Raw genomic sequence first — 21,634 nt, 5'->3', positions numbered from 1 at the left:
TTTTTTTCTAATTAACTATTTTTATCGATTTTATCATGATCTTGCCTCTGTCTCACATTTATTTGAAATGACTATATTTTTATCGCGGCACTGCTTACGGCAAGAAAGGGGAATACGATCGCGCCATTGCCGATTTCAATCAATCCCTTCTACTCAATCCTAAAGATGCAGCAGCCTTCAACAATCGCGGCATTGCTTACAACTATAAAAAGGAATACGATCGCGCCATTACCGATTTCAATCAATCCCTTCTACTCAATCCTAAATATGCAGCAGCCTTCTACAATCGCGGCAATGCTTACAACGATAAAAAGGAATACGATCGCGCCATTGCCGATTTCAATCAATCCCTTCTACTCAATCCTAAATATGCAGCAGCCTTCAAAAATCGCGGCTTTGCTTACGGCAAGAAAGGGGAATACGATCGCGCCATTGCCGATTTCAATCAATCCCTTCTACTCAATCCTAAAGATGCAGCAGCCTTCAAAAATCGGGGCAGTATTTACGGCTATAAAAAGGAATACGATCGCGCTATTGCCGATTTCAATCAAGCCATTATACTCAATCCTAAATACGCAGATGCCTTCTACGGTCGTGGCACTGCTTACAACTATAAAAAGGAATACGATCGCGCCATTACCGATTACAATCAAGCCATTATACTCAATCCTAAAGACGCATATGCCTTCAACAATCGCGGCTTTGCTTACGACAAGAAAGGGGAATACGATCGCGCCATTGCCGATTACAATCAAGCCATTATACTCAATCCTCAAAATGCAGAAGCCTTCTACAATCGCGGCATTGCTTACAACGATAAAAAGGAATACGATCGCGCCATTGCCGATTTCACTCAAGCCCTGAAACTCAATCCTAAAGATGCAGAAGCCTTCAACAATCGCGGCATTGCTTATGAACTCAAAGGCGACAAAGTAAAAGCAATTGAAAGCTATCGCCAAGCTTTAGCCGTCGCTCAAGATCCGCAGGTGAAGGAGTTTGCCCAGCGGAAGCTGAAAGAACTGGAAGGGAAGTAATTTTAGGTTTCAGCGATTGAGAATGTCCTAACCGTCTTGGCAGTTCCTATATAGCAAGCCTAAATTATTTTTGTAATTTTGTAGGGGCAATCCCCCCGTGGTTGCCCCGATCGATCTGGGGCGGGCACGGGGGCACCGCCCCTACATTCTCCTAAAGACCCGCCGCACAAACAGCCGCTCCAATTAACCCTACATTGTCATTCAAAACCAATCGAACCGGCATCATTTCTAACAGCGAATCCATCCGACCTTTGTGGGTAAAAGCTCGCATAAAACCCCCTTCTTGAATCAGTGGCAAAATCTTCGCAGCGATGCCGCCGGCTATGTACAAACCCCCGTAAGGTAGAAGTGATACAGCCATATTTCCCGCCACTGCACCGTAAGCTTCTACAAACATTTGCATTGTTTGTTCCGAAAGCCGATCGCACTTTTTGAGTGCCGCCTGTGCAATTGTCGCTCCCGGATCGACACTCTTCTCGCTTTTACCGATTTCTGACTCCCATTTTTGGATAACTTCCCCTACCTCCGGCGATTCAGGAGCAAACTTTCTGTCCCGCAAAAACTGGTAAATTGAAACAATCCCTTGTCCCGAAACCACACGCTCGATCGATATTCTGGGAATGTCGTGTTTGGCTAACAAATATTTCAGCAATTGAAACTCCAACTCCGAACGAGGAGCAAAGTCACCGTGTCCCCCTTCCGAAGAAAAAACCCTGATGCCATTTGCCTCGGGAATTCCAAAACAATTTCCCAAACCAGTACCCGCACCAATCACAGCAATTGGATCGTGTTGGCGAGGTTTTCCAACTTGCAAAGTGTGCAAATCTCGATCGTCTAAACCCCACACGCCATAGCCAACTGCAACAAAATCATTAATTAAACTGACGCGGGATATTCCTAATTCCTGTTCCAGACGCTTCGCATCCAGCACCCAAGGCAAATTAGTCAGTTTTGCAGTGTTGTTAACCACCGGGCCTGCGATCGCAAAACAAGCTTTTTCAGGCACAGATGCTACATTCAACTTAGTAGTAGCTTCCGTCAAAAACTGCTGCACCATCGGCACTAAATCTGGAAACTCCCCGCTCGGATAGCGAAACTCGTAAAGAGCGTTCATTTCACCCTTAATAGTCCTTTCCACTAAGCGCAAAATTGTCTTAGTTCCGCCAATATCGCCCGCTAATAATAATGCCATAAATCTTTTTTACAACCAAAGATAACATTCCCCATTTAAACACCCACAGTATTAATTGCCAACCAAGCCCGCAGCACCTCAGCCACAGTCCAAGCTTGAGCCGTGCAGCCTCGCGGCGAGTGGGGGGCGTCGCCCTCAAAAATTTCGCTCAGACTGCCAACTCCGCCGGCTCTCATATGATGTGCCATCGGTTCGAGGAATTCGCTCGCTTGTGCTGGGTTTTTGTATACGTGCAAGTGCGCCAAGACAAACGGGCCAATCAGCCAGCCCCAAGCTGTGCCCTGGTGGTAGGCGCTGTCGCGCTGCAATTGGTCACCTCCGTATGCGCCGCGATACTGCGGGTGCTGCGGCGAGAGGCTGCGGAGGCCGACAGAAGTCAGAAGCCCTTCAGCGCAGGCGTCCACCACGCCGCGCTGCTGGATGGGCGTTAGTAACGGTGTATAGCGGGTTTCCTGGCGCATCCCCGCTGACAAGGAGTTTACGGAGTGAGGAGGAATCGAGTCTAGGGGCAAGGATACGGCAAATATTTGGTTGGGCCGCAGGGAGCTATCGTGTCCGTCTGGGCCGTCGAGAACGTCGTAACAGTAACCAGTTGAGGCGTTCCAGAAGCGAGGAAATCCGGCGGCTGTTCGATCGCCCAATTGCTGGTATTCATTGTGAGGCTTGCCCAATTTTCGAGCAAAACTTGCCATAGCTTGTATAGCATTGTACCAAAGCGCGCTGAGTTCGATCGGCTTACCAATCCGGGGTGTCACCACCCAATCGCCGATTTTCGCATCCATCCAAGTCAGTTGCACCCCGGTTTCGCCCGCGTAGACTAAACCGTCATCGGGATCGACGCGGATGTTATACCGAGTACCCTGCAAGTGCCAGTCAACAATCTCACATAACACCGGCCAGAGTTCGGTCAAAAGTTCGTCGTCGCCCGTGGCATCGATATAAGCGCGAATTGCCTCAAAGTACCACAGAGTAGCGTCTGCGGTGTTGTATTCCGGTTCGCCACCCGCATCCGGGAAGCGGTTCGGCACCATCCCCCGATCGACATACCGCGCAAATGTCCGCAAAATCGATCGCGCAATATCCCATCGCCCGGTACAGATTGTGAGGCCTGGTAGGGCGATCGTCGTGTCGCGCCCCCAGTCGCTGAACCAGGGATATCCGGCGATAATCGTTTTGCCTTCGGGTTCTTCCGCTAACGGGCGACTGACGATAAATTGGTCGGCGGCTACCACTAACTGATTGATCCAATCGGGAGATTCGCTCACTTTTGACCAGTTTTGCAGCAGTTCTCGATCGGCGGCGTGGCGCACTTCTAGAGCTGTACCGCCGTTGAGTTCGGCATTTTTCTCAGTGCTGGCTATCAATGTCAGAGAACTTCCCGGTGCGATCGTCATGTGAAAAGTCGCCGCGTGCAAGTGATCCTCGCAGCAGTCCAATCCGCGCCGCTGTTCTGCTGCCAAGTCAAATTCGTTATACCAATTGTATAAGGACGTAGAGACTCGAAATTTGGCCTCTGGTGTTGCATCTGTCAGCAGGTATAGGGGTGCAGCCTTGGGAAAGGCAGTCACGCAAACCCCGTGTTCCAAGGTTTCTAGGCTCATCTGCCAGTCGCCGGCGCTCGTCGTTTGGTGGTAGTCGCGGTAGTTGACTAGGGCTTTGACAGCGAGGGCGATCGGTTGTGAGGCGCGGTGCAAGCGGTATTGAATATATGTTGTGTTAGCACCTTGCTGCATCCAAATCCGCTTTTCCAGGATAGCGTCGGCCAAAGCAAACCTCCAAACAGGCGTCGTCCCTTCGAGGTGAAAGCTTTCGATGTATTTGTAGCCGTGGGGTTCGATCGTGGCGTCGGCCCAGCGGTTTGTATAAAGCGGATAGGCGCGATCGTGATACACAGCCGTCTCGTCCAGCTTGGCGAGCATCAAAGTGCGTCCCAGCGGGGGTTTGAGGGCGGCTACCAGCAAGCCGTGATAGCGGCGGGTGAGGAGATTTGCGATCGTGCCGCTAGCGTAACCGCCGATCCCGTTTGTGACCAACCACTCCCGAGACTCCGCCGAGTCGAGATTGCAGCAGATTTCCCGTCCAAAAGCCATAACCATAAAATCCACACTCGCGCTGATTTTTGACCTACCTTTAGGTAGATTTTCCACATGATATCAACTAGAAATATTAACGCTTGCAGGCCGTTAATTTGGCGATCGCCCCCGTGCCGAGTCATGCTCTAATTTAGACATAACTAACCGCTACTTTTGCCCCTTACACAATTTTAGCTTTTGATGCCTCTGTCTAAAGTTAGTTGTTTGTTATATTAAGTAATATTACCGTCTAAACAGGCGCTGAACGTTAAGGGCAAGCATTTGATAGCGCGTCGGGCGATCCAACTACCAACCTATTTTATAAGGAGAACAGCTCAAAGTGAAGATAGGAGCAAATTACCTCGGCAATAACCAATGTGAATTTACCGTTTGGGCGCCCACCCTCAAACAAATCGCAGTCCAAATTGTTTCTCCAAAAAAACGCCTGATACCGATGCAACAATCCGCAGAAGGTTATTGGCAAAGCACAGCTACAGACATCGAACCAGGAACCCTTTACACCTACCAAATCGAAGGAAAAACCGACCGACCAGACCCAGCCTCAAAATATCAACCCCAAGGCGTACACGCTCCGTCGCAAGTAATAGATGAAAATATCTTTACTTGGACAGACACAAAATGGCAAGGCGTGCCGCTAGCCGAAATGATTATTTACGAACTGCACGTCGGCACATTCACCCAAGCCGGAACATTTGAAGCAATAATTCCCCAGCTCAACCGACTCAAAGAACTGGGAATCAACGCTATCGAAATAATGCCAGTAGCCCAATTCCCCGGCGAGCGAAACTGGGGATATGACGGCGTATATCCCTACGCAGTTCAAAACTCCTACGGCGGCCCCGAAGGCTTCAAAACACTCGTCAACGCCTGCCACGAACACGGTATTTCAGTAATTCTAGATGTAGTTTACAACCACCTCGGCCCCGAAGGAAATTATCTCAGGGACTTCGGCCCCTACTTTACCTCAAAATACGGCTCGATTTGGGGAGATCCCCTCAACTTCGACGATGCCTACAGCGACGGCGTGCGTAACTACTTTATTGAAAACGCCCTCTACTGGTTTCGAGACTATCACATCGATGCTTTGAGATTAGATGCAATTCAAGCAATATTTGAAGTAGGTGCAAGACCTTTTTTACAAGAACTATCTGATGCCACAGCCGATATTTCCCAAGAACTAGGACGGCAACTTTACTTAATAGCCGAAAGTGACTTAAATGATGTCCGCACTATACGTCCTAAAGAACTGGGTGGCTTCGGATTAGACGCCCAATGGTGCGATGATTTCCACCACGCACTGCACGCTTTGCTCACCGGAGAAGACGACCGATACTACCAAGATTTCGGCAAGTGCGAACACTTAGAAAAATCTTTCAAAGAAAGCTTTGTTTACTCTGGCCAGTACGCCCCCCACAGAAAGCGGAAACACGGCAATTCTGTTAAGGATGAACCGGGTCATAAATTTTTGGTGTTTGCCCAAACCCACGACCAAATCGGCAACCGCATTTTGGGAGACAGACTATCCAAAATAGTTGACTTTGAAGGATTGAAACTCGCAGCCGGCACAGTCTTGATTTCTCCCTACATTCCCTTCTTTTTTATGGGAGAAGAATACGGAGAAGAAGCGCCGTTTTTTTACTTCGTTTCCCACTCGGACGAAAACTTAATTGAAGCTATCCGCAAAGACAAACAACAAGAATTTAAAAGCTTTGAAGGCCGAGGCGAGTTTCACGACCCCCAGAGTCCTGAGACTTTCGATAAGTGTAAGTTAAACTGGGAAAAACAAACTGAAGGCAAACACAAAATCCTTTGGGAATGGCATCAACATTTGATTCAACTGCGGCGGACAATACCAGCCCTTAAAAAACTCGACAAAAACAGTTTAGAAGTGTCCAGCATTGAAGCGGAAAAAATCTTATTTCTACGTCGTTGGACAGATGACAGCCAGATATTCTGCATTCTAAACTTCAACAGGCAAGAGGTAGCTTTTACGGCTGCACTTCCCCAAGGCAACGGTCACAAAATTTTAGACTCTGCTGATGAAAAATGGATGGGTTCAGGTTCTAGCTTGCCTGAAAAGATAACTTCAGAGCAAAAATTGACCGTTAAACCGCAGAGTTTCGCACTCTATGAATTACAGTAATTAAAACGGGAGGCAGAGCCTCAAATACAGGCGTTCCCAGGCAGAGCCTAGGAACAAGAAACAGGAGGCAGAACCTGTCTCCTTCTCAGCCTCTGCAGCAGAATGTAGTCCCACCAGAAACGGGAGGCAGAGCCTCTCTCGTTGCCCGCCTCTGCCGGGGAATGCAGTCGAGGAGGCTTGGCCTCATAATATAAAAAAAGAAAACCCTAAAAAACCTGGAGTAAAATTAACATAATGAGAATTCCCACAACAACTTATCGGATTCAATTTCATGGAGGTTTTAACTTTGAAGCCGCCAAACAAATTCTTAGCTATCTGGAAGATTTAGGAATTACCGACGTTTACGCTTCACCAATATTTAAAGCCAGAAAAGGCAGCTCTCACGGATACGATGTGGTTGACTCAAATCAGCTCAATCCCGATTTGGGAACATCAGAAAATTTTGAAGCCCTCACATACGAAATCAAGAAACGGAACATGGGATGGCTGCAAGATATTGTTCCGAACCACATGGCTTACGACACTCAAAATTTGCTGCTGTTAGATGTATTGGAACACGGCCCAGATTCCGACTATTTCGATTACTTCGATATTGAATGGAATCATGCTTACGAACATCTCAGAGGTCGAGTGCTGGCTCCGCTGCTGGGCAATTTTTATGGAGAGTGTCTGGAAAATGGCGAGATTCAACTAAGATACAGCGAGATTGGGCTGACCATAAATTATTATAGCTTACAATTGCCAGTAAAAATCGAATCTTATGCTAAATTTATCAGTCATAATTTGGGGCATTTAGCCAGGGAATTAGGCAGACGCCATCCAGATTTTATCAAGTTTTTGGGAATTCTTTATTTGATTAAAAGTACATCTTCCGAAACTAAAGGTAAAGCCAGATACGATCAGATAGCTTTTGTCAAAGGACTGCTGTGGGAACTCTACAATCAAAATCCTCTGGTGCAGGAATTTATAGATGAAAATATCAATTTTTTTAACGGAGAAAAGGGCAATGCCGAAAGTTTTAATTTCCTAGACGAGTTGCTTTCCGAGCAGTTTTACCGTCTGGCCTTCTGGAAAGTGGGGGCAGAAGAAATTAACTACCGCAGGTTTTTTACAGTCAACGAACTGATTTCGGTAAAAGTTGAAGAGATTAAAGTTTTTCACAAAAATCACGAGCTGATTTTCGACCTGGTTGAAGAGGGAAAGTTTACCGGATTGAGAATCGACCACATCGACGGACTGTACGACCCCACAGAATATTTGAAACGGCTCCGGGAGAAAGTCGGAGACACTTACATCACGGTTGAAAAGATTCTGGAACACGAAGAAGATTTGCCGTCATATTGGCCGATTGAGGGAACTAGCGGCTACGACTTTTTGAACTACGTAAATGGCGTTTTCTGTCGGTGCGATCGCGAACAGCAATTTAGCGAAATATATCAAAGGTTTACTCGCTTAAACGTTCCTTACGAACAGTTGTTTTTAGATAAAAAAGGGCTGATTGTTGAGAAAAATTTGGCGGGAGATGTAGACAATCTGGCTCAACTATTGAAGAATATCTCCGGTCAATCCAGACAGGGAAACGACTTTACTCGTCCCGGTTTGGAAAAAGCACTGGCGGCTGTTTTGACGATTTTTCCAGTGTACCGAACTTACATCAATCAAGAGGGTTTGAGAGAGTCCGATCGCACTTACGTAAAATATGCGATCGCCCACGCCAAAGAACAAGTACCGCGACTCCTCAAAGAACTTAAATTTATCGAAACAGTGCTCTTGCTCGAAGAAGAAGAAACCCTAACAACCGAACAAAAAGAGCAGCGCCGGCACTTTGTAATGAAACTCCAGCAGTTGACAGGACCATTAATGGCAAAAGGCGTGGAAGACACGCTTTTATACGTCTACTATCGGCTTTTATCCCTCAACGAAGTCGGAGGAAACCCCAGTCAGTTCGGCGTGTCGCTGGGAGATTTTCACGAGTTCAACAAACAGCAGCAAGTCGCTTGGCCACACAAAATGAATGCTACAGCTACCCACGATACCAAACGCGGCGAAGATGTGCGAGCTCGAATTAACGTTTTGTCGGAAATTCCCGATGAATGGGAACAGCAAGTCAAGTCTTGGAGAGAGCTAAACTCTTCTAAGAAAGTCAACTTTGTGAATCGAATGGTTCCCAATACTAATGACGAATACTTCTTGTACCAAACTCTGATCGGCAGTTTTCCATTTGAGGGAATTGAAAACACTGATTATGTCGATCGCCTGAAAGATTATGTCATTAAAGCTGTCCGCGAAGCCAAAGTTTATACGGCTTGGCTGAGACCGGATAACGACTACGAAGCTGGTTTTATGACCTTTGTCGATAGCGTTCTCGAACCTTCGGAACACAATGAGTTTCTCAACAAATTTACACCTTTCTGCAAAAAAGTAGCTAATTACGGAATTTTCAATTCTTTATCTCAAACACTGCTGAAAATCACGGCTCCCGGTGTTCCCGACATTTATCAAGGGACGGAATTCTGGGATTTAAGCCACGTCGATCCGGACAACCGCCGTCCCGTTGATTTTGACCGCAGAATCGAGGTTTTGCGGGAAATTAAAGAGCAAGCTCAGACGGATATTTTGCAACTGGTTGAAGATTTGATTGCGACGCGAGAAGACGCGAGAATTAAGTTATTTTTGACGGCAAGAGCGCTAGAAGCGAGAAAAAAATACTTGCAAGTTTTTCAATCAGGCGATTATCTGCCGCTGCAAGCAGTTGGCACGTTTAAAGATAATGTGGTTGCCTTTGCCAGAAGCTTTGGAGAGACTACAGTTATTGTCATTGCTCCCCGGTTTTTGACGGGAATTGTCAAACCGGAAGAAATGCCGATCGGCAAACAAGTCTGGAAAGATACTAATCTGGAATTATCCGAGCAAATGCCGTCGGTTTGGAAAGATGCAATTACAAATCAGGCGGTAGAAAGTAACGGTACGTTGGCAATTGGTGAAGCTCTCAGTTACTTTCCTGCAGCTCTGCTGATCGGTGAAAAATAGCAATGAAAAGCTGGAAAATTATTGAATTTTCCGAGATTCCCAGGAGGCGGACTTGAGGCTCTTCCTCAATAATATATTCCTTCCCAGGCACAGCCTGGAAGTAAACGGGTAGGGACAGGGCATTGCCGTGTCCCTTTTCAGAATTGATATTAAACCTGATTGGAAGCCAAAAAACCGATCGCCCCTACCAACCAAACAAAATTTATACAACAAAGACGGCAAATACAACACAACGTATACGGTTTGCCACAATACCCGAATGGATCGCACACCGTACATTGGGAAGAGTAAAGAAAAGCAGTCAACAACTGTAGCGGTGCAAGCCTCACGGATGCAACCGTCCCCCAACAGGTTCGGTAAATACCCCTTCATCGCAAGGTCTACCGCCCGCAGTATAGAGATAAGCACCCTATCGAAGACTGTATTAAAGCAGGACTCACTACCCGTAAACCGCGAGGTAAAATCGCAGTCCTGAATAACCAGACTATCGCACAGATAGAACACCAAAATTTTGTAGAAATTGGAGCCGGAACACCCCTATGGGAAAAGTAGTTGGAATTGACTTAGGTACGACAAACTCCTGCGTCGCAGTTATGGAAGGCGGCAAACCCACCGTCATAGCCAACGCCGAAGGGGGTCGCACCACACCTTCAGTAGTAGCATATGCTAAAAATGGCGATCAGCTTGTCGGACAAATCGCCAAGCGTCAAGCCGTGATGAACGCCGAAAACACCTTTTACTCAGTAAAACGGTTTATCGGGCGTCGGGTTGATGAAGTAACTCACGAAACCACTGAAGTTTCATACAAAGTCCTCAAAGTCGGCAACAGCCTCAAACTAGACTGTCCCGCCCGTGGCAAGCAATTTGCCCCAGAAGAAATTTCTGCACAAGTTCTCCGCAAACTGGTAGAAGACGCCAGCAAATACCTCGGCGAAACAGTTACCCAAGCGGTAATTACTGTTCCCGCTTACTTCAACGACTCCCAGCGCCAAGCTACGAAAGACGCTGGTAAAATTGCCGGGATTGAAGTGCTGCGGATTATTAACGAACCTACAGCGGCCGCTTTAGCTTACGGATTAGATAAAAAGAGCAACGAAACCATCCTCGTATTTGACTTAGGTGGCGGTACTTTCGACGTATCTATTCTCGAAGTAGGCGACGGCGTATTTGAAGTGCTAGCAACAAGTGGAGACACTCACCTCGGCGGTGACGACTTCGACAAAAAAATCGTCGATTTCATCGCTAATGAATTCCAAAGAGCCGAAGGAATTGACCTCCGCAAAGACAAGCAAGCACTGCAACGCCTGACGGAAGCGGCCGAAAAAGCCAAGATTGAACTTTCGAGCGTTACTCAAGCAGAAATCAACCTGCCGTTTATTACCGCGACTCAAGACGGGCCAAAACACTTGGACACGACTTTGACGCGGGGCAAATTTGAAGAACTCTGTTCAGATTTGATCGATCGCTCTCGCATCCCCGTAGAAAATGCGATCCGCGACGCCAAATTAGACAAATCTGCAATTAATGAAGTGGTCTTAGTTGGCGGTTCTACACGTATTCCTGCGGTGCAAGAACTGGTCAAAAAAATCCTCGGCAAAGATCCCAACCAAACGGTAAACCCGGACGAAGTGGTCGCAGTCGGTGCAGCAATTCAAGCTGGCGTACTCTCCGGCGAAGTCAAAGACATCTTGTTGCTCGACGTTACCCCGCTGTCTCTTGGCGTCGAAACCTTGGGCGGCGTGATGACCAAAATCATTCCCCGCAACACCACCATTCCTACTAAGAAGTCGGAAACTTTCTCGACTGCTGTAGACGGCCAAACAAACGTGGAAATTCACGTTTTGCAAGGCGAACGAGAATTGGCGAATGATAACAAGGATTTGGGAACCTTCCGCTTAGATGGAGTTCCGCCTGCCCCCCGTGGCGTACCTCAAATTGAAGTTACTTTCGATATCGATGCTAACGGTATTTTGAATGTAGCTGCTAAGGATAAAGGTACAGGCAAGGAGCAATCGATTAGCATTACTGGTGCTTCTACTTTGCCCAGCAATGAAGTCGAGCGCATGGTGAAGGAAGCCGAATCGAATGCTTCTGCTGACAAGGAACGTCGCGAAAAGATCGATCGCAAAAACCAAGGCGATTCTTTAGCCTATCAAATTGAGAAGCAGTTGGCAGAATTGGGTGATAAAGTTCCCGCTGATGACAAGACTAAGGTTGAAGGGTTGATCAAAGACTTGCGCGAGGCGATCAGTAGTGAAGATGACGATCGCATAAAAACCCTAACAACAGAGTTGCAGCAAGCATTCTACGCTGTCAGCAGCAACCTGTACCAGCAAGCCGGCGGCCCCACTGATGGCCCTGGCGGCCCTGGTGGCCCTGGTGGCTATGGAGACGGCGGCCCCACTGGCGGCGGCGACGACGTGATTGACGCCGACTTCACAGAAGGCAACAAATAAAAGGCTAAATTAAAAGCCCCCAGCTAGAAGCAAGAAACCCGGTTTTGAACAGAAACCGGGTTTCTGTGCATTCAAAAACAAACAAAAGGCGATCGCCCAAAATCAGTAAAAATCTGCTTGAGGCATAGTGAAAAAACTTGAATATGCTTCAATAAGTATCATAAACTAGCAGTAATATCGCAATCGAGACTAATTAAATGTCACGTTCTCCTATACAAAATTCTTCGCAAAATCCTCCCAACAAATCCCAGATTGCATCCTTGCGGCGTCTCCGCCAAATCAGCCACTTACTTGACAATGCAATTCCCATTCCCGGCACCCGTTACCGCATCGGACTCGATCCGATATTGGGACTTATACCGGGCGGCGGCGATTTAATCGGAGCGATTTTTGCAGGTTACGTAGTCTTCAAAGCCGCGCAACTCGGAGCACCGCGAGAAACTCTAGTACAAATGGCTGCTAACATCGTATTTGATACAGTTGCTGGTACAGTACCGGTGGCCGGAGATTTGTTGGATGTTGCTTGGAAAGCTAATGTCAAAAATATAGAATTGCTGGATGCTCATTTAGGTTCCCCTGAACCTGGGAAAAAAGCCGACTGGTTATTTGTGGCGGTTTTGCTGTTGGGTTTGGTATTAATTGTCGGAGGCGTGATTTTCTTGAGCGTCATGCTTTTCGCGTGGGTATTCCGATCGCTGACAGGGCAGTGATTTGGGGTTTTAGGATAAAGCGATCGCCCTCTCTCGATCCTAAAATAATATATATTAAGGGTATTGACAAATATTATTAAATGTGTAACCTATTTATTTTCTGTGAAACTAGCTATTTACCCGATCGCCCTTGAGTCCGATCTAGTGATATAATTCAGACTATAATATCAAATTGATATAAATGCTTGAATTATCAGCCCTTGGGCTGCTACAGTGGCAACCCCTGCACGGCTATCGGCTAAAGCAACAACTGGAGCTGTTTATGAGCAGTTGCATCAGCGTTAACTACGGAGCGATTTACCCGCTGCTGAAGCGCTTGGAAGAGCGAGGGGAGATTTCGGTAATAGCCGAAGAAGCCGGAGATGCGGGCTGTCCGCGCAAAATCTACGGAATTACCGCCAAAGGGCGCGAACTCTGGCGGCAAAAAATGCTCGAACACCCTCAAGAAAGCTGGGTTAACAGCGGTTCCCGGTTCCAAATCAAGTTTTTCTTTTTTGGCGACTTAGAACCCGAAGAACGGCTGAAGCTTTTGGAACACCGCTTGCGAGCCTGTTACACCCGGCAAGACTACATCGAAAGCCTCAAGAGCGAATATCCACTAACAGACGACTATCAATTCGCCTCTCGCGATCGCTGCAAGTCAGTGCTGGCGTCAGAGATAGAGTGGTTAACCGAGCAACTAGCCAAAGAAAGAGGCGCGATCGCTCAAGTGCGCGACTCCCCAACCTTCGCTGAATCCGCCGACTCCCAGGAAAAATCCTTCCAACTCACCCACTCAGGTGAGTCATAAGAAGGATGTGTAATCATTCATGCCATCGTAACTTTTGAGATAACCAGAACCTTTCCTAAAAAGAATCACTCCCTGGCTTTGCTAACTGCGATCAGACTAAAGCCCTGCAAATACCCCAACCCCATTAAAAAGTGACTTTCCCGATTTAATTCTGTTTAAAACCGCTTGTCCTTATTCCCCCATGTTTGAGGGTAACGCCGCAAAATCAAATATTCCGCCCAAGTCTCAGTAAATCAGAAATAAAAAAAAATCTAAGTGGTGCTGCCAATGAGTTATTCTAAATCCCCAGAATCCGTAGTTGAAGCCCAAGAGCAAAAATCTCCCGCACCGGAACTTCACCCAACCGATGCAGACAACGAGCAACCGGAGGATTTTGCCATCGTTGCCGATCGCCCCCAACCTTTTGCTAAAGCACGATCGCGCTGGCCCCTAATTGCCGCGCTCGCGATCGTCACAGGGGCAGCAGGTTTCGGCTGGTACTCGTGGCAATCCGGTCATAATCGCGCACAGCAACCGGCAGCAGCAGCCCAACCCAAAGCCATACCAGTCAAGCTCGCCGCCGTAAAAACCAGCTCAGTCCAAGAAGCCTCGGAATTTGTCAGCAGCTTAGAAGCCAAGCGTTCGGTAGAAATCAAACCCGAAGCAGAAGGGCTAGTCACGGAGATTTTTGTCAAATCCGGGGACTTCATAAACAAAGGACAAGCCATCGCCCGCATGAAAAGCGACAGCGCCCAAGCTGACTTGAGGCAATCCCAAGCCAACCTGATCCGCGCTCAATCCCACTTAGCCGAATTGCAAGCAGGAACCAGGCCCGAAGAAATCGCCCAAGCTCAAGCCCAAGTCGCCCAAGCCCAAGCCAACCTCGCCCAACTGCGATCGGGCTCTCGGCCCGAAGAAATTGGTCAAGCCCAAGCCCGCGTTTCCCAAGCTGAAGCCGACCTCGCCGACGCCCAAACAGGTAGTCTCTTAGAAGACATCGCCCAAGCAAGAGCGCAAATAGAGGCAAGCACAGCCGAAGCAAAATTAGCCAGCCAGCAGCTTGCCAGATATCAGGCATTGGCAAAAGAAGGTGCAGAATCCGCCAACACCCTCGAACAATACACCCAAAAAGAAGGCAGCGCCAAAGCCAACCTCAGAGAAGCTCAAAGGCGGTTCCAGCAGCGGCAAAAGAACAGACAAGCCGAGATAGAGCGCCGGACAGCAGCCTTACAGCAGCAGCGGCAAGCTTTGCGCCAATTGCAAAACGGTTCGCGCCCAGAGGAAATAGCCAAAGCCGAAGCAGAAGTCGCACAAGCCAAGAGCAGATTAGCGCAGTTAGCCAACGGTACGCGCCAAGAACAGCTCGATCAAGCTGAAGCGCAAGTTGCCGAGGCCGCCGCTCAAGTGCGCGGCTTTGAAGTACAACTACAAGAAACTGCTGTCATCGCGCCCTTCGCGGGAGTCATCGGCGACATACCAGTGAAAGTAGGTGATTACTTGAAAAAAGGTGATGCGATCGCCACCTTAACTGAGAACCAATTGCTAGACTTGCGGTTATCAATTCCTTTGGAACGGCAGCCTCAATTACGCTTAGGGCTGCCCGTACAAATGCTCGACGCTCAAGGTAAGGCGATCGCCCAAGGTCAAATCAGTTTTATCTCCCCCAACGTCAGCGCCAATTCCCAAACAATTTTAGCTAAAGCCACCTTTCCCAACCCCAGTGGCGAACTGCTTAATCTCCAGTTTGTAAAAGCTAAAGTCATCTGGAAACAGAACCCGGGAATTTTAGTTCCAGTAACAGCAGTCACTCGTTTAGGTGGGGAAACTTTTGTCTTCACAGCTCAAAAGCCCGAACAGCCAAAACCTGGAATGCCACCTTTAGTAGCGCGACAAAAGTCCGTGAAATTGGGAGCCATTGAGGGGAATAATTATCAAGTTATCGAAGGTTTGCAAGCCGGCGAAAAAATTGTTACCGCAGGCATCCTTAACCTGACAGACGGTGTTCCCATTATGGCTCAAGAGGAAGGAAAAGGAACAGGAGAAAAATTACCAGTAGGAAGCAAAAAATAAGGTATGTTGTTGCGCTTGTGCGCTCTTGATTCACCTCTTAAGAGTGCACAAGCGCAACTCCGTACATTATTTGAAACAACTGGATTGCTCAGCTATTTAAAAAGGGGAAATTTTAATTTTTGACGTAAGTCTAATTAGGAATTACGAATTACGAATTACGAATTACGAATTATCAACTAACAACTACCCATTACCCAAATAATGTTTGCAGATTTCTTTATTAAACGACCAGTCTTTGCTAGCGTCTGCGCCTTAATTATTATCTTGGTAGGCGCAATCAGCATTCCCACCATACCTATCGAGCGCTTCCCCGACATTAGCCCTACCCAAATTAACGTCACATCTAACTATAGCGGGGCGAGTGCTGAAATTGTCGAAAATGCAGTTACCAACATCCTAGAAAGGCAAATCAACGGCGTTGAAGGACTAAAATATCTAACTTCCAGTAGTAGTAACGATGGCACCAGCACCATTACAGCTACCTTTGATGCATCGCGCAACAAAGACCTTGCCGGCGTCGATGTTCAAAATCGAGTTGCAGTTGCTCAACCACAACTACCAGATGCCGTACAACGCACAGGAGTTAGAGTTACAAAACAATCTACAAGTCTCCTATTAGCGATCGGTTTATTTACGGAAAATAAAGAATACGACACCATATTTTTAAGCAACTACGCTGACCTATATTTAGCAGATGCCTTAAAAAGAGTAAAAGGGGTTGGCGACGTGCGAATTTTTGGGGAAAGACGCTATGCAATGCGTTTATGGATAGATCCCAATAAATTAGCAGCTCGCCGTCTCACAATGCAAGATGTAACGAGAGCTCTCAACGAACAAAACTTGCAAGTTGGTGCTGGGAGAATTGGTCAAGAACCTGCTCCACAGGGACAAATGTATCAAATTGACTTGCGTGCTGAAAGTCGCCTCAAAGAACCAGCAGAATTTGAAGAACTCGTCCTCAAAACAGAGACAAATGGAACGTTAGTTAAATTAAAAGATGTGGGGAGAGCAGAACTAGGGGCAGAGAATTACAGCTCATTTCTGCGATTTCGAGGCAATGATGCCGTAGGTTTAGGGATTTACCAACTCCCTGGAAGTAATGCTTTGAATGTTGCCCATGCCGTCAAAACCGAAATGGAAAAACTAGCGGTTGGTTTCCCTCCGGGGTTGATCCATAGAGTAGCGCTGGACACGACTTTGTTTGTACAAGAGTCGATGGCAGAAGTAGTCAAGACATTATTTGAAGCAGTCTTGCTAGTGGTGATAGTGATTTTTGTTTTCTTGCAAGACTGGCGCACAACTATTATTCCTACCATCACAATTCCAATTTCTTTGATTGGGACGTTTGCCTTTATCAAAGTTTTCGGATTTACTATTAACAGTTTATCTCTGTTTGGTCTGACATTAGCGACGGGATTAGTTGTTGATGACGCTATCATTGTAGTAGAAAATATTGACCGCCTGATCCGCCAAGGTATGAATGCCCGCGAAGCGGCTTTTGAGTCAATGCGGGAGCTTTTTAGCGCTGTAATTGCGACTTCTTTAGTGTTGATGGCAGTGTTCGTGCCAGTGGCATTTTTTCCCGGAACTACAGGAGCTCTTTATAAACAATTTGCGCTGACAATTGCTTTTTCAGTATTGCTTTCTACCTTTATTGCTATTACTCTTACGCCCTCACTTGCAGCTATATTACTGCGTCGAAGTCCGAAGTTTGGAGGTCCGCTGGGTTGGGTTTTTGACAGATTTAATGCAGTTCTCGATTGGGTACAGCGGCAATATCGGAAATCCTTAATATTTCTCACAGGAATTAAGACTATTGTCACTCTCGTGTTCATCGCTTCTCTGGGAGTAACTGCTTGGCTTTATTTATCAGTCCCCACAGCATTTATCCCGGAAGAAGACCAGGGCTATTTTCTGACAATTATTCAAGGGCCCCAAGGTGTTTCGCTGCAATACACTCAGAAAGTAATGGACCAAGTAGAAGCAGAAATCCTCAAACTTCCTGAAGTTGTGGGAACTTTTTCAGTGGGTGGATTTGGTTTTAGCGGTAGCACTTCTAATCAAGGCATTATATTTACTACACTTAAAGCCTGGAAAGAACGTCACGGAGAAGATCAAACTGTACAAGCGATTATTGGTAAGTTGCGGGGTAAGTTTTTCGCGATTCCAGAAGCGAGAATTTTCCCAGTGAATCCGCCTGCCATTCAAGGTTTAGGTCAATTTGGGGGTTTCCAATTTCAATTGCAAGACCGCAAAGGTAACAGCGGTTTAGATGCCTTAGTCCAGACTATGGGTGGGATTTTAAAGCAGGCAAATCAGACACCAGGATTGCAGGCGGTATTTAGTACATTTGCAGCGAATACGCCTCAGTTAATTGTGGAAGTTGACCGCAATCGAGCTAAGGCTCTCGATATTCCCATCAATGATGTTTTCAGTACGTTACAAACGGCTCTGGGTGCTCAGTATGTGAACGATTTTAACCTGCAGCAGCGCAATTATCGGGTGTATGTTCAGGCGGATAAACAGTTTCGTGATAACCCTGAAGATATTGGGAAATTGTATGTGCGTTCGGGCAAGAATGAAATGATTTCTTTGAGCAATTTGGTGAAGATAACTCCGGTGGTGGGGGCACAAACTGTTAACCACTACAATTTATATAGGTCAATTGAAATTACTGGCACTCCGGCTCCGGGTTCGAGTTCTGGACGGGCGCTAAAATCGATGGAAAAGGTGTCGGCTCAAGTTTTGCCCTCGGGTTTTGGCTATGAATGGTCGGGGAGTTCTTTAGAAGAAATTGAGTCGGGGGGTCAAGCACCAATTATTTTTGGTTTGGGACTGATTTTTGTGTTCTTGGTTTTGGCGGCTCAGTACGAAAATTATGTCGATCCTTTCATTATTTTGCTGGCGGTTCCTCTGGCGATTTTGGGTGCACTTTTAGCTCAGTCGTTGCGGGGTTTGGCGAATGATGTTTATTGCCAGATTGGTTTGGTGATGTTGATTGGATTGGCGAGTAAAAATGCGATTTTAATCGTGGAGTTTGCTAACCAGTTGCGGGAGCGGGGGTATCCAATTGCTAAGGCAGCAGTTGAGGCTGCTCAAGAGCGTTTACGACCAATTTTGATGACTTCTCTGGCTTTCATTTTGGGTATTGCTCCTCTAGTTAACCCGGAAGGTGCGGGTGCAGCGAGCCGCCGATCGCTAGGGAATGCGATCGCGGGGGGGATGGTGGTTTCTACTTTCTTGAGTTTGTTTATGGTGCCGGTTCTGTATGTGGTGGTTGTCTCGGCTCGCGATCGCTTTAAGAAGCGCGATCGCCCTCAAAATCCGCCCCACGATGACACAAATTTAGATGGGAAAACCGCTCCCCGCGAGGAGATTGAACGCGATAAAGTGGTTCTCAAGTAAGTGAAGTACGTTGTTGGGCTTGAACCCTCAAGAGCGCTCAAGCCCAACAACATACCTTTAACAAATAACACAGTTATGTTTGCAGACTTTTTTATTAAACGACCCGTCTTTGCTATCGAGTGCTAGTGGCTAATATTCCTCCCGCCGACCCAAAAGCCAATAGGTCATCATTTCTCCTCTTCCCTTGACCTCGATCGTACCCCTTGGCTCTAGTAAGTATTTATTCTGTAATTTGAGATAAGTCGCATCGGTGACTTGAATGTATCCCGGTTTGCCGTGGGATTCCATCCTTGAGGCGACATTCACCGCATCACCCCAGAGGTCATAGATAAATTTCTTAATCCCAATTACTCCCGCAATTACAGGACCGGTATTAATCCCGATCCGAATTTGTAGAGATTCCCCAAAAATAATCTCCACGTCTTGCATATAGGCTTGCATATCCAACGCCATGTTGGCGATCGCTTCGGAATGATCCGGGCGAGAAACGGGTAAACCACCAACTACCATGTAGGCATCCCCAATGGTTTTAATTTTCTCTAAGCCATACTTTTCAGTGAGTTGATCGAAGGCAGAGAAAATTTGGTTCAAACCTGCTACCAATTGCATCGGCTCTATCCGTGCCGAGATACTGGTAAAACCTACGATATCCGCAAACAAAATCGTGGCTTCTTCAAAATGTTCAGCAGGGGATTCATTAGTCCGCATGAGGCGATCGGCAATTTCCGCAGGTAAGATATTTAAAAGTAATTGTTCTGACCTTTCTTTTTCTTGGCGCAGTTCTCCAGTTCTTTGCTCCACTCTAGCTTCCAACTCTTCATTTGCCAAATGGATGGTATCTAGAGAATCCTTCAGTTGTCTGGTCATACCGTTAAAAACGTTGGCTAATTTGCCAAGTTCAACGATGGAACTAACCTCCACTTGTTGATTGAGATTGCCCCCAGCGATCGCTTCGGAAGCAGTGGTGATCCGCTCCACAGGACGGATAATCCAGCGAGCAGTCAGGATACCCAATAAAATTGCCAAAATCAAAGTTGCTAAACAGAGCAGGATTGTAGTCTGAGTATTGGCATTAATTTGATTCATAAAGTCTGCTTCTGGAATAGTCACCACCACCAACCAGTCAATACCTTTACTATCTCGAAAAGGATCGACTTGGGCGAAATAATTTTTACCATCGACGGTAAATTTCAGTTGATGAGATGCTTGGATATTTTGAAAATCATGAAACTGCTCTAGCAAAGCTTGACTCGCTTTTTGGGTAATGGCATTGCTACTATCGACAACCTTTAGTCGTTCAATTCGTTGCTCTGGCAGTTGGACAACCTTGTCTGGGTAATATTGAAAGGGCTTTTCCCCTGTAGAGGTGGCAATCATTTCTCCAGAACGTTCCAGAATAAAACTTTGCCCTGTTTTACCGATTTTGAGTTTGCTTAAAAAATTCCCAAACATTACCATATTTAAGCTGGTCATCCACACTCCTTGGAGATCTCCAGTCTTGGTATATATGGGTTTGCCAGCCGCAATGTATAGGTATTTACCTGTGATGTGAGGATACAGTTTTGCCCAAACAGCTTGCTTTTGCTGGACTGGAATTTTATAGTAGGGGCGTTTGCGGGGGTCAAAGTTAGGTTTCCCGGCGTTGATAATTTCTTGGCGTTCCCCCTCTGGACTGGCGGTATAGGTAGTCAAAGTGTGGTTATTTTCTACCTCCGAAGTACGGATGACGATCGTGCCATCATCCTGCCGCTCACCAGCAAAAAACTCCTGATTGGGGGTAACAAAAGCTGCGGCAGCAACAAGGGGAAAGGCAGGGAGTTGTCCCCATAGAAACTTCTCTACATCTCTCCCATTATTAAGATCTATTCGGTTTTGGCTCAGGGCTGCATCATAGTTTTCAAAGGATTGAAAGGGAATAGCAACCAGATAAGTTAGATTTTGCTTGATGCGATCGCTAACATCATTCCGCAACTGAGTAGCTACATCATTTACTGCTTTTTGACCGTTTCTATAGGAAAGATAACCAACAACAGCCACTGCTCCAACTGTTTGGACAACAAATGGAACAATTAGCATTATTTGTAGGGGGATTTTTCTGAAAAGTCCAATTGATAAGGGCCTCCTTGATTTACCAAGCATAGTGACTTCTCCCGACATTGATACCTAGCATAAGTTAATAGGAATTTAATTTGCATACGCCTATACCATACACCTCATGCCCCACAACCCTTTCGACAATTTCAATATGCAATTTATTGCTCTTGTGTCACTCTGATGGGAGTATAATAGCCGAAAACGACCCAAACTCAGTTGCTGTTGCTTATCCAAAAAAATAATAATACGAAGATTCTACCAGACTCATTTACAAAAAGACCTGACGCCATCTCAGTTTTTGGTGATGACAACCTTGGTATCCTTGATGCAATCTGAAAAAAAAGTAAGATTAGAACGGCTCTGGGTTCGCAGTATGTGAATGATTTTAACCTCCAGCAGCGCAATTATCGGGTGTATGTTCAGGCGGATAAACAGTTTCGTGATAACCCTGAAGATATTGGGAAATTGTATGTGCGTTCAGGCAAGAATGAAATGATTTCTTTGAGCAATTTGGTGAAGATAACTCCGGTGGTGGGGGCACAAACTGTTAACCACTACAATTTATAGTCATTTCAAATAAGTATGAGACACTATTCATGCACAATAAGCACGAATAATTTCATCAAGAGATGTGCCAG

General features: G+C 46.5%; 12 protein-coding genes and 1 pseudogene. 10 read left to right on the top strand and 3 right to left on the bottom strand.

The window, feature by feature from the left end:
- Positions 1 to 86: 86 nt before the first annotated feature.
- Both QUA40_RS29100 and QUA40_RS29095 read left to right on the top strand, forming a co-directional pair.
- Positions 87 to 434 (top strand): annotated as a pseudogene (locus QUA40_RS29100) (tetratricopeptide repeat protein); the annotation flags it as partial.
- Positions 432 to 1,034 (top strand): tetratricopeptide repeat protein, encoded by a 603-nt coding sequence (locus tag QUA40_RS29095; protein ID WP_445301178.1) that lies wholly within the window; start codon positions 432 to 434, stop codon positions 1,032 to 1,034. The pseudogene QUA40_RS29100 and the gene QUA40_RS29095, both read left to right, overlap by 3 nt.
- Before the next feature lie 151 nt (positions 1,035 to 1,185).
- Here QUA40_RS29095 and QUA40_RS21380 read toward each other — a convergent pair whose 3' ends face one another.
- Both QUA40_RS21380 and QUA40_RS21375 read right to left on the bottom strand, forming a co-directional pair.
- Positions 1,186 to 2,226 (bottom strand): glucokinase, encoded by a 1,041-nt coding sequence (locus QUA40_RS21380; RefSeq protein ID WP_333129521.1) that lies wholly within the window; start codon positions 2,224 to 2,226, stop codon positions 1,186 to 1,188.
- A gap of 35 nt (positions 2,227 to 2,261) precedes the next feature.
- A complete protein-coding gene (locus QUA40_RS21375; protein ID WP_333129519.1) occupies positions 2,262 to 4,322 on the bottom strand; it encodes an amylo-alpha-1,6-glucosidase in 2,061 nt (686 codons plus the stop codon).
- A 316-nt stretch (positions 4,323 to 4,638) separates the two neighbouring features.
- Here QUA40_RS21375 and treZ point away from each other — a divergent pair, with 316 nt between their 5' ends.
- The 7 genes from treZ to QUA40_RS21340 all read left to right on the top strand — a co-directional run bounded on the left by treZ (position 4,639) and on the right by QUA40_RS21340 (position 18,902).
- A complete protein-coding gene (gene treZ / locus QUA40_RS21370) occupies positions 4,639 to 6,462 on the top strand; it encodes a malto-oligosyltrehalose trehalohydrolase (RefSeq protein WP_333129517.1) in 1,824 nt (607 codons plus the stop codon).
- Positions 6,463 to 6,696: 234 nt separating this feature from the next.
- Complete coding sequence (gene treY, locus QUA40_RS21365) at positions 6,697 to 9,492, top strand: malto-oligosyltrehalose synthase (protein WP_333129515.1); 2,796 nt, start codon at positions 6,697 to 6,699, stop codon at positions 9,490 to 9,492.
- Between the two features lie 539 nt (positions 9,493 to 10,031).
- A complete protein-coding gene (dnaK, locus tag QUA40_RS21360) occupies positions 10,032 to 11,948 on the top strand; it encodes a molecular chaperone DnaK (protein WP_333129513.1) in 1,917 nt (638 codons plus the stop codon).
- Positions 11,949 to 12,145: 197 nt separating this feature from the next.
- Positions 12,146 to 12,658 (top strand): DUF4112 domain-containing protein, encoded by a 513-nt coding sequence (locus QUA40_RS21355; RefSeq protein ID WP_333129511.1) that lies wholly within the window; start codon positions 12,146 to 12,148, stop codon positions 12,656 to 12,658.
- Between the two features lie 181 nt (positions 12,659 to 12,839).
- Positions 12,840 to 13,448 carry a PadR family transcriptional regulator gene (locus QUA40_RS21350; RefSeq protein WP_333129509.1) on the top strand — a complete coding sequence of 203 codons (609 nt, stop codon included), beginning with the start codon at positions 12,840 to 12,842 and terminating at the stop codon, positions 13,446 to 13,448.
- A 267-nt stretch (positions 13,449 to 13,715) separates the two neighbouring features.
- Positions 13,716 to 15,497 carry an efflux RND transporter periplasmic adaptor subunit gene (locus QUA40_RS21345; protein WP_333129507.1) on the top strand — a complete coding sequence of 594 codons (1,782 nt, stop codon included), beginning with the start codon at positions 13,716 to 13,718 and terminating at the stop codon, positions 15,495 to 15,497.
- A 201-nt stretch (positions 15,498 to 15,698) separates the two neighbouring features.
- Positions 15,699 to 18,902, top strand: a complete 3,204-nt coding sequence (locus QUA40_RS21340) for an efflux RND transporter permease subunit (protein ID WP_333129505.1) — start codon at positions 15,699 to 15,701, stop codon at positions 18,900 to 18,902.
- A 129-nt stretch (positions 18,903 to 19,031) separates the two neighbouring features.
- On the opposite strand, the gene QUA40_RS21335 is transcribed toward QUA40_RS21340, so the two are convergent.
- On the bottom strand, positions 19,032 to 21,041 hold the full coding sequence (locus QUA40_RS21335) for an adenylate/guanylate cyclase domain-containing protein (RefSeq protein ID WP_445301177.1): 2,010 nt from the start codon (positions 21,039 to 21,041) through the stop codon (positions 19,032 to 19,034).
- A 330-nt stretch (positions 21,042 to 21,371) separates the two neighbouring features.
- Between QUA40_RS21335 and QUA40_RS21330 the strand changes: the two genes are divergently transcribed.
- Positions 21,372 to 21,563, top strand: coding sequence for an efflux RND transporter permease subunit (locus QUA40_RS21330; RefSeq protein WP_333129501.1), 192 nt, complete (start codon positions 21,372 to 21,374; stop codon positions 21,561 to 21,563).
- Positions 21,564 to 21,634: the final 71 nt, after the last annotated feature.

The sequence above is a fragment of the Microcoleus sp. Pol11C3 genome, assembly GCF_036701485.1.
Taxonomy (GTDB): domain Bacteria; phylum Cyanobacteriota; class Cyanobacteriia; order Cyanobacteriales; family Microcoleaceae; genus Microcoleus.
Note: the sequence above shows the minus strand (reverse complement) of the source record. Positions and strands in the feature narration are given on the sequence as shown.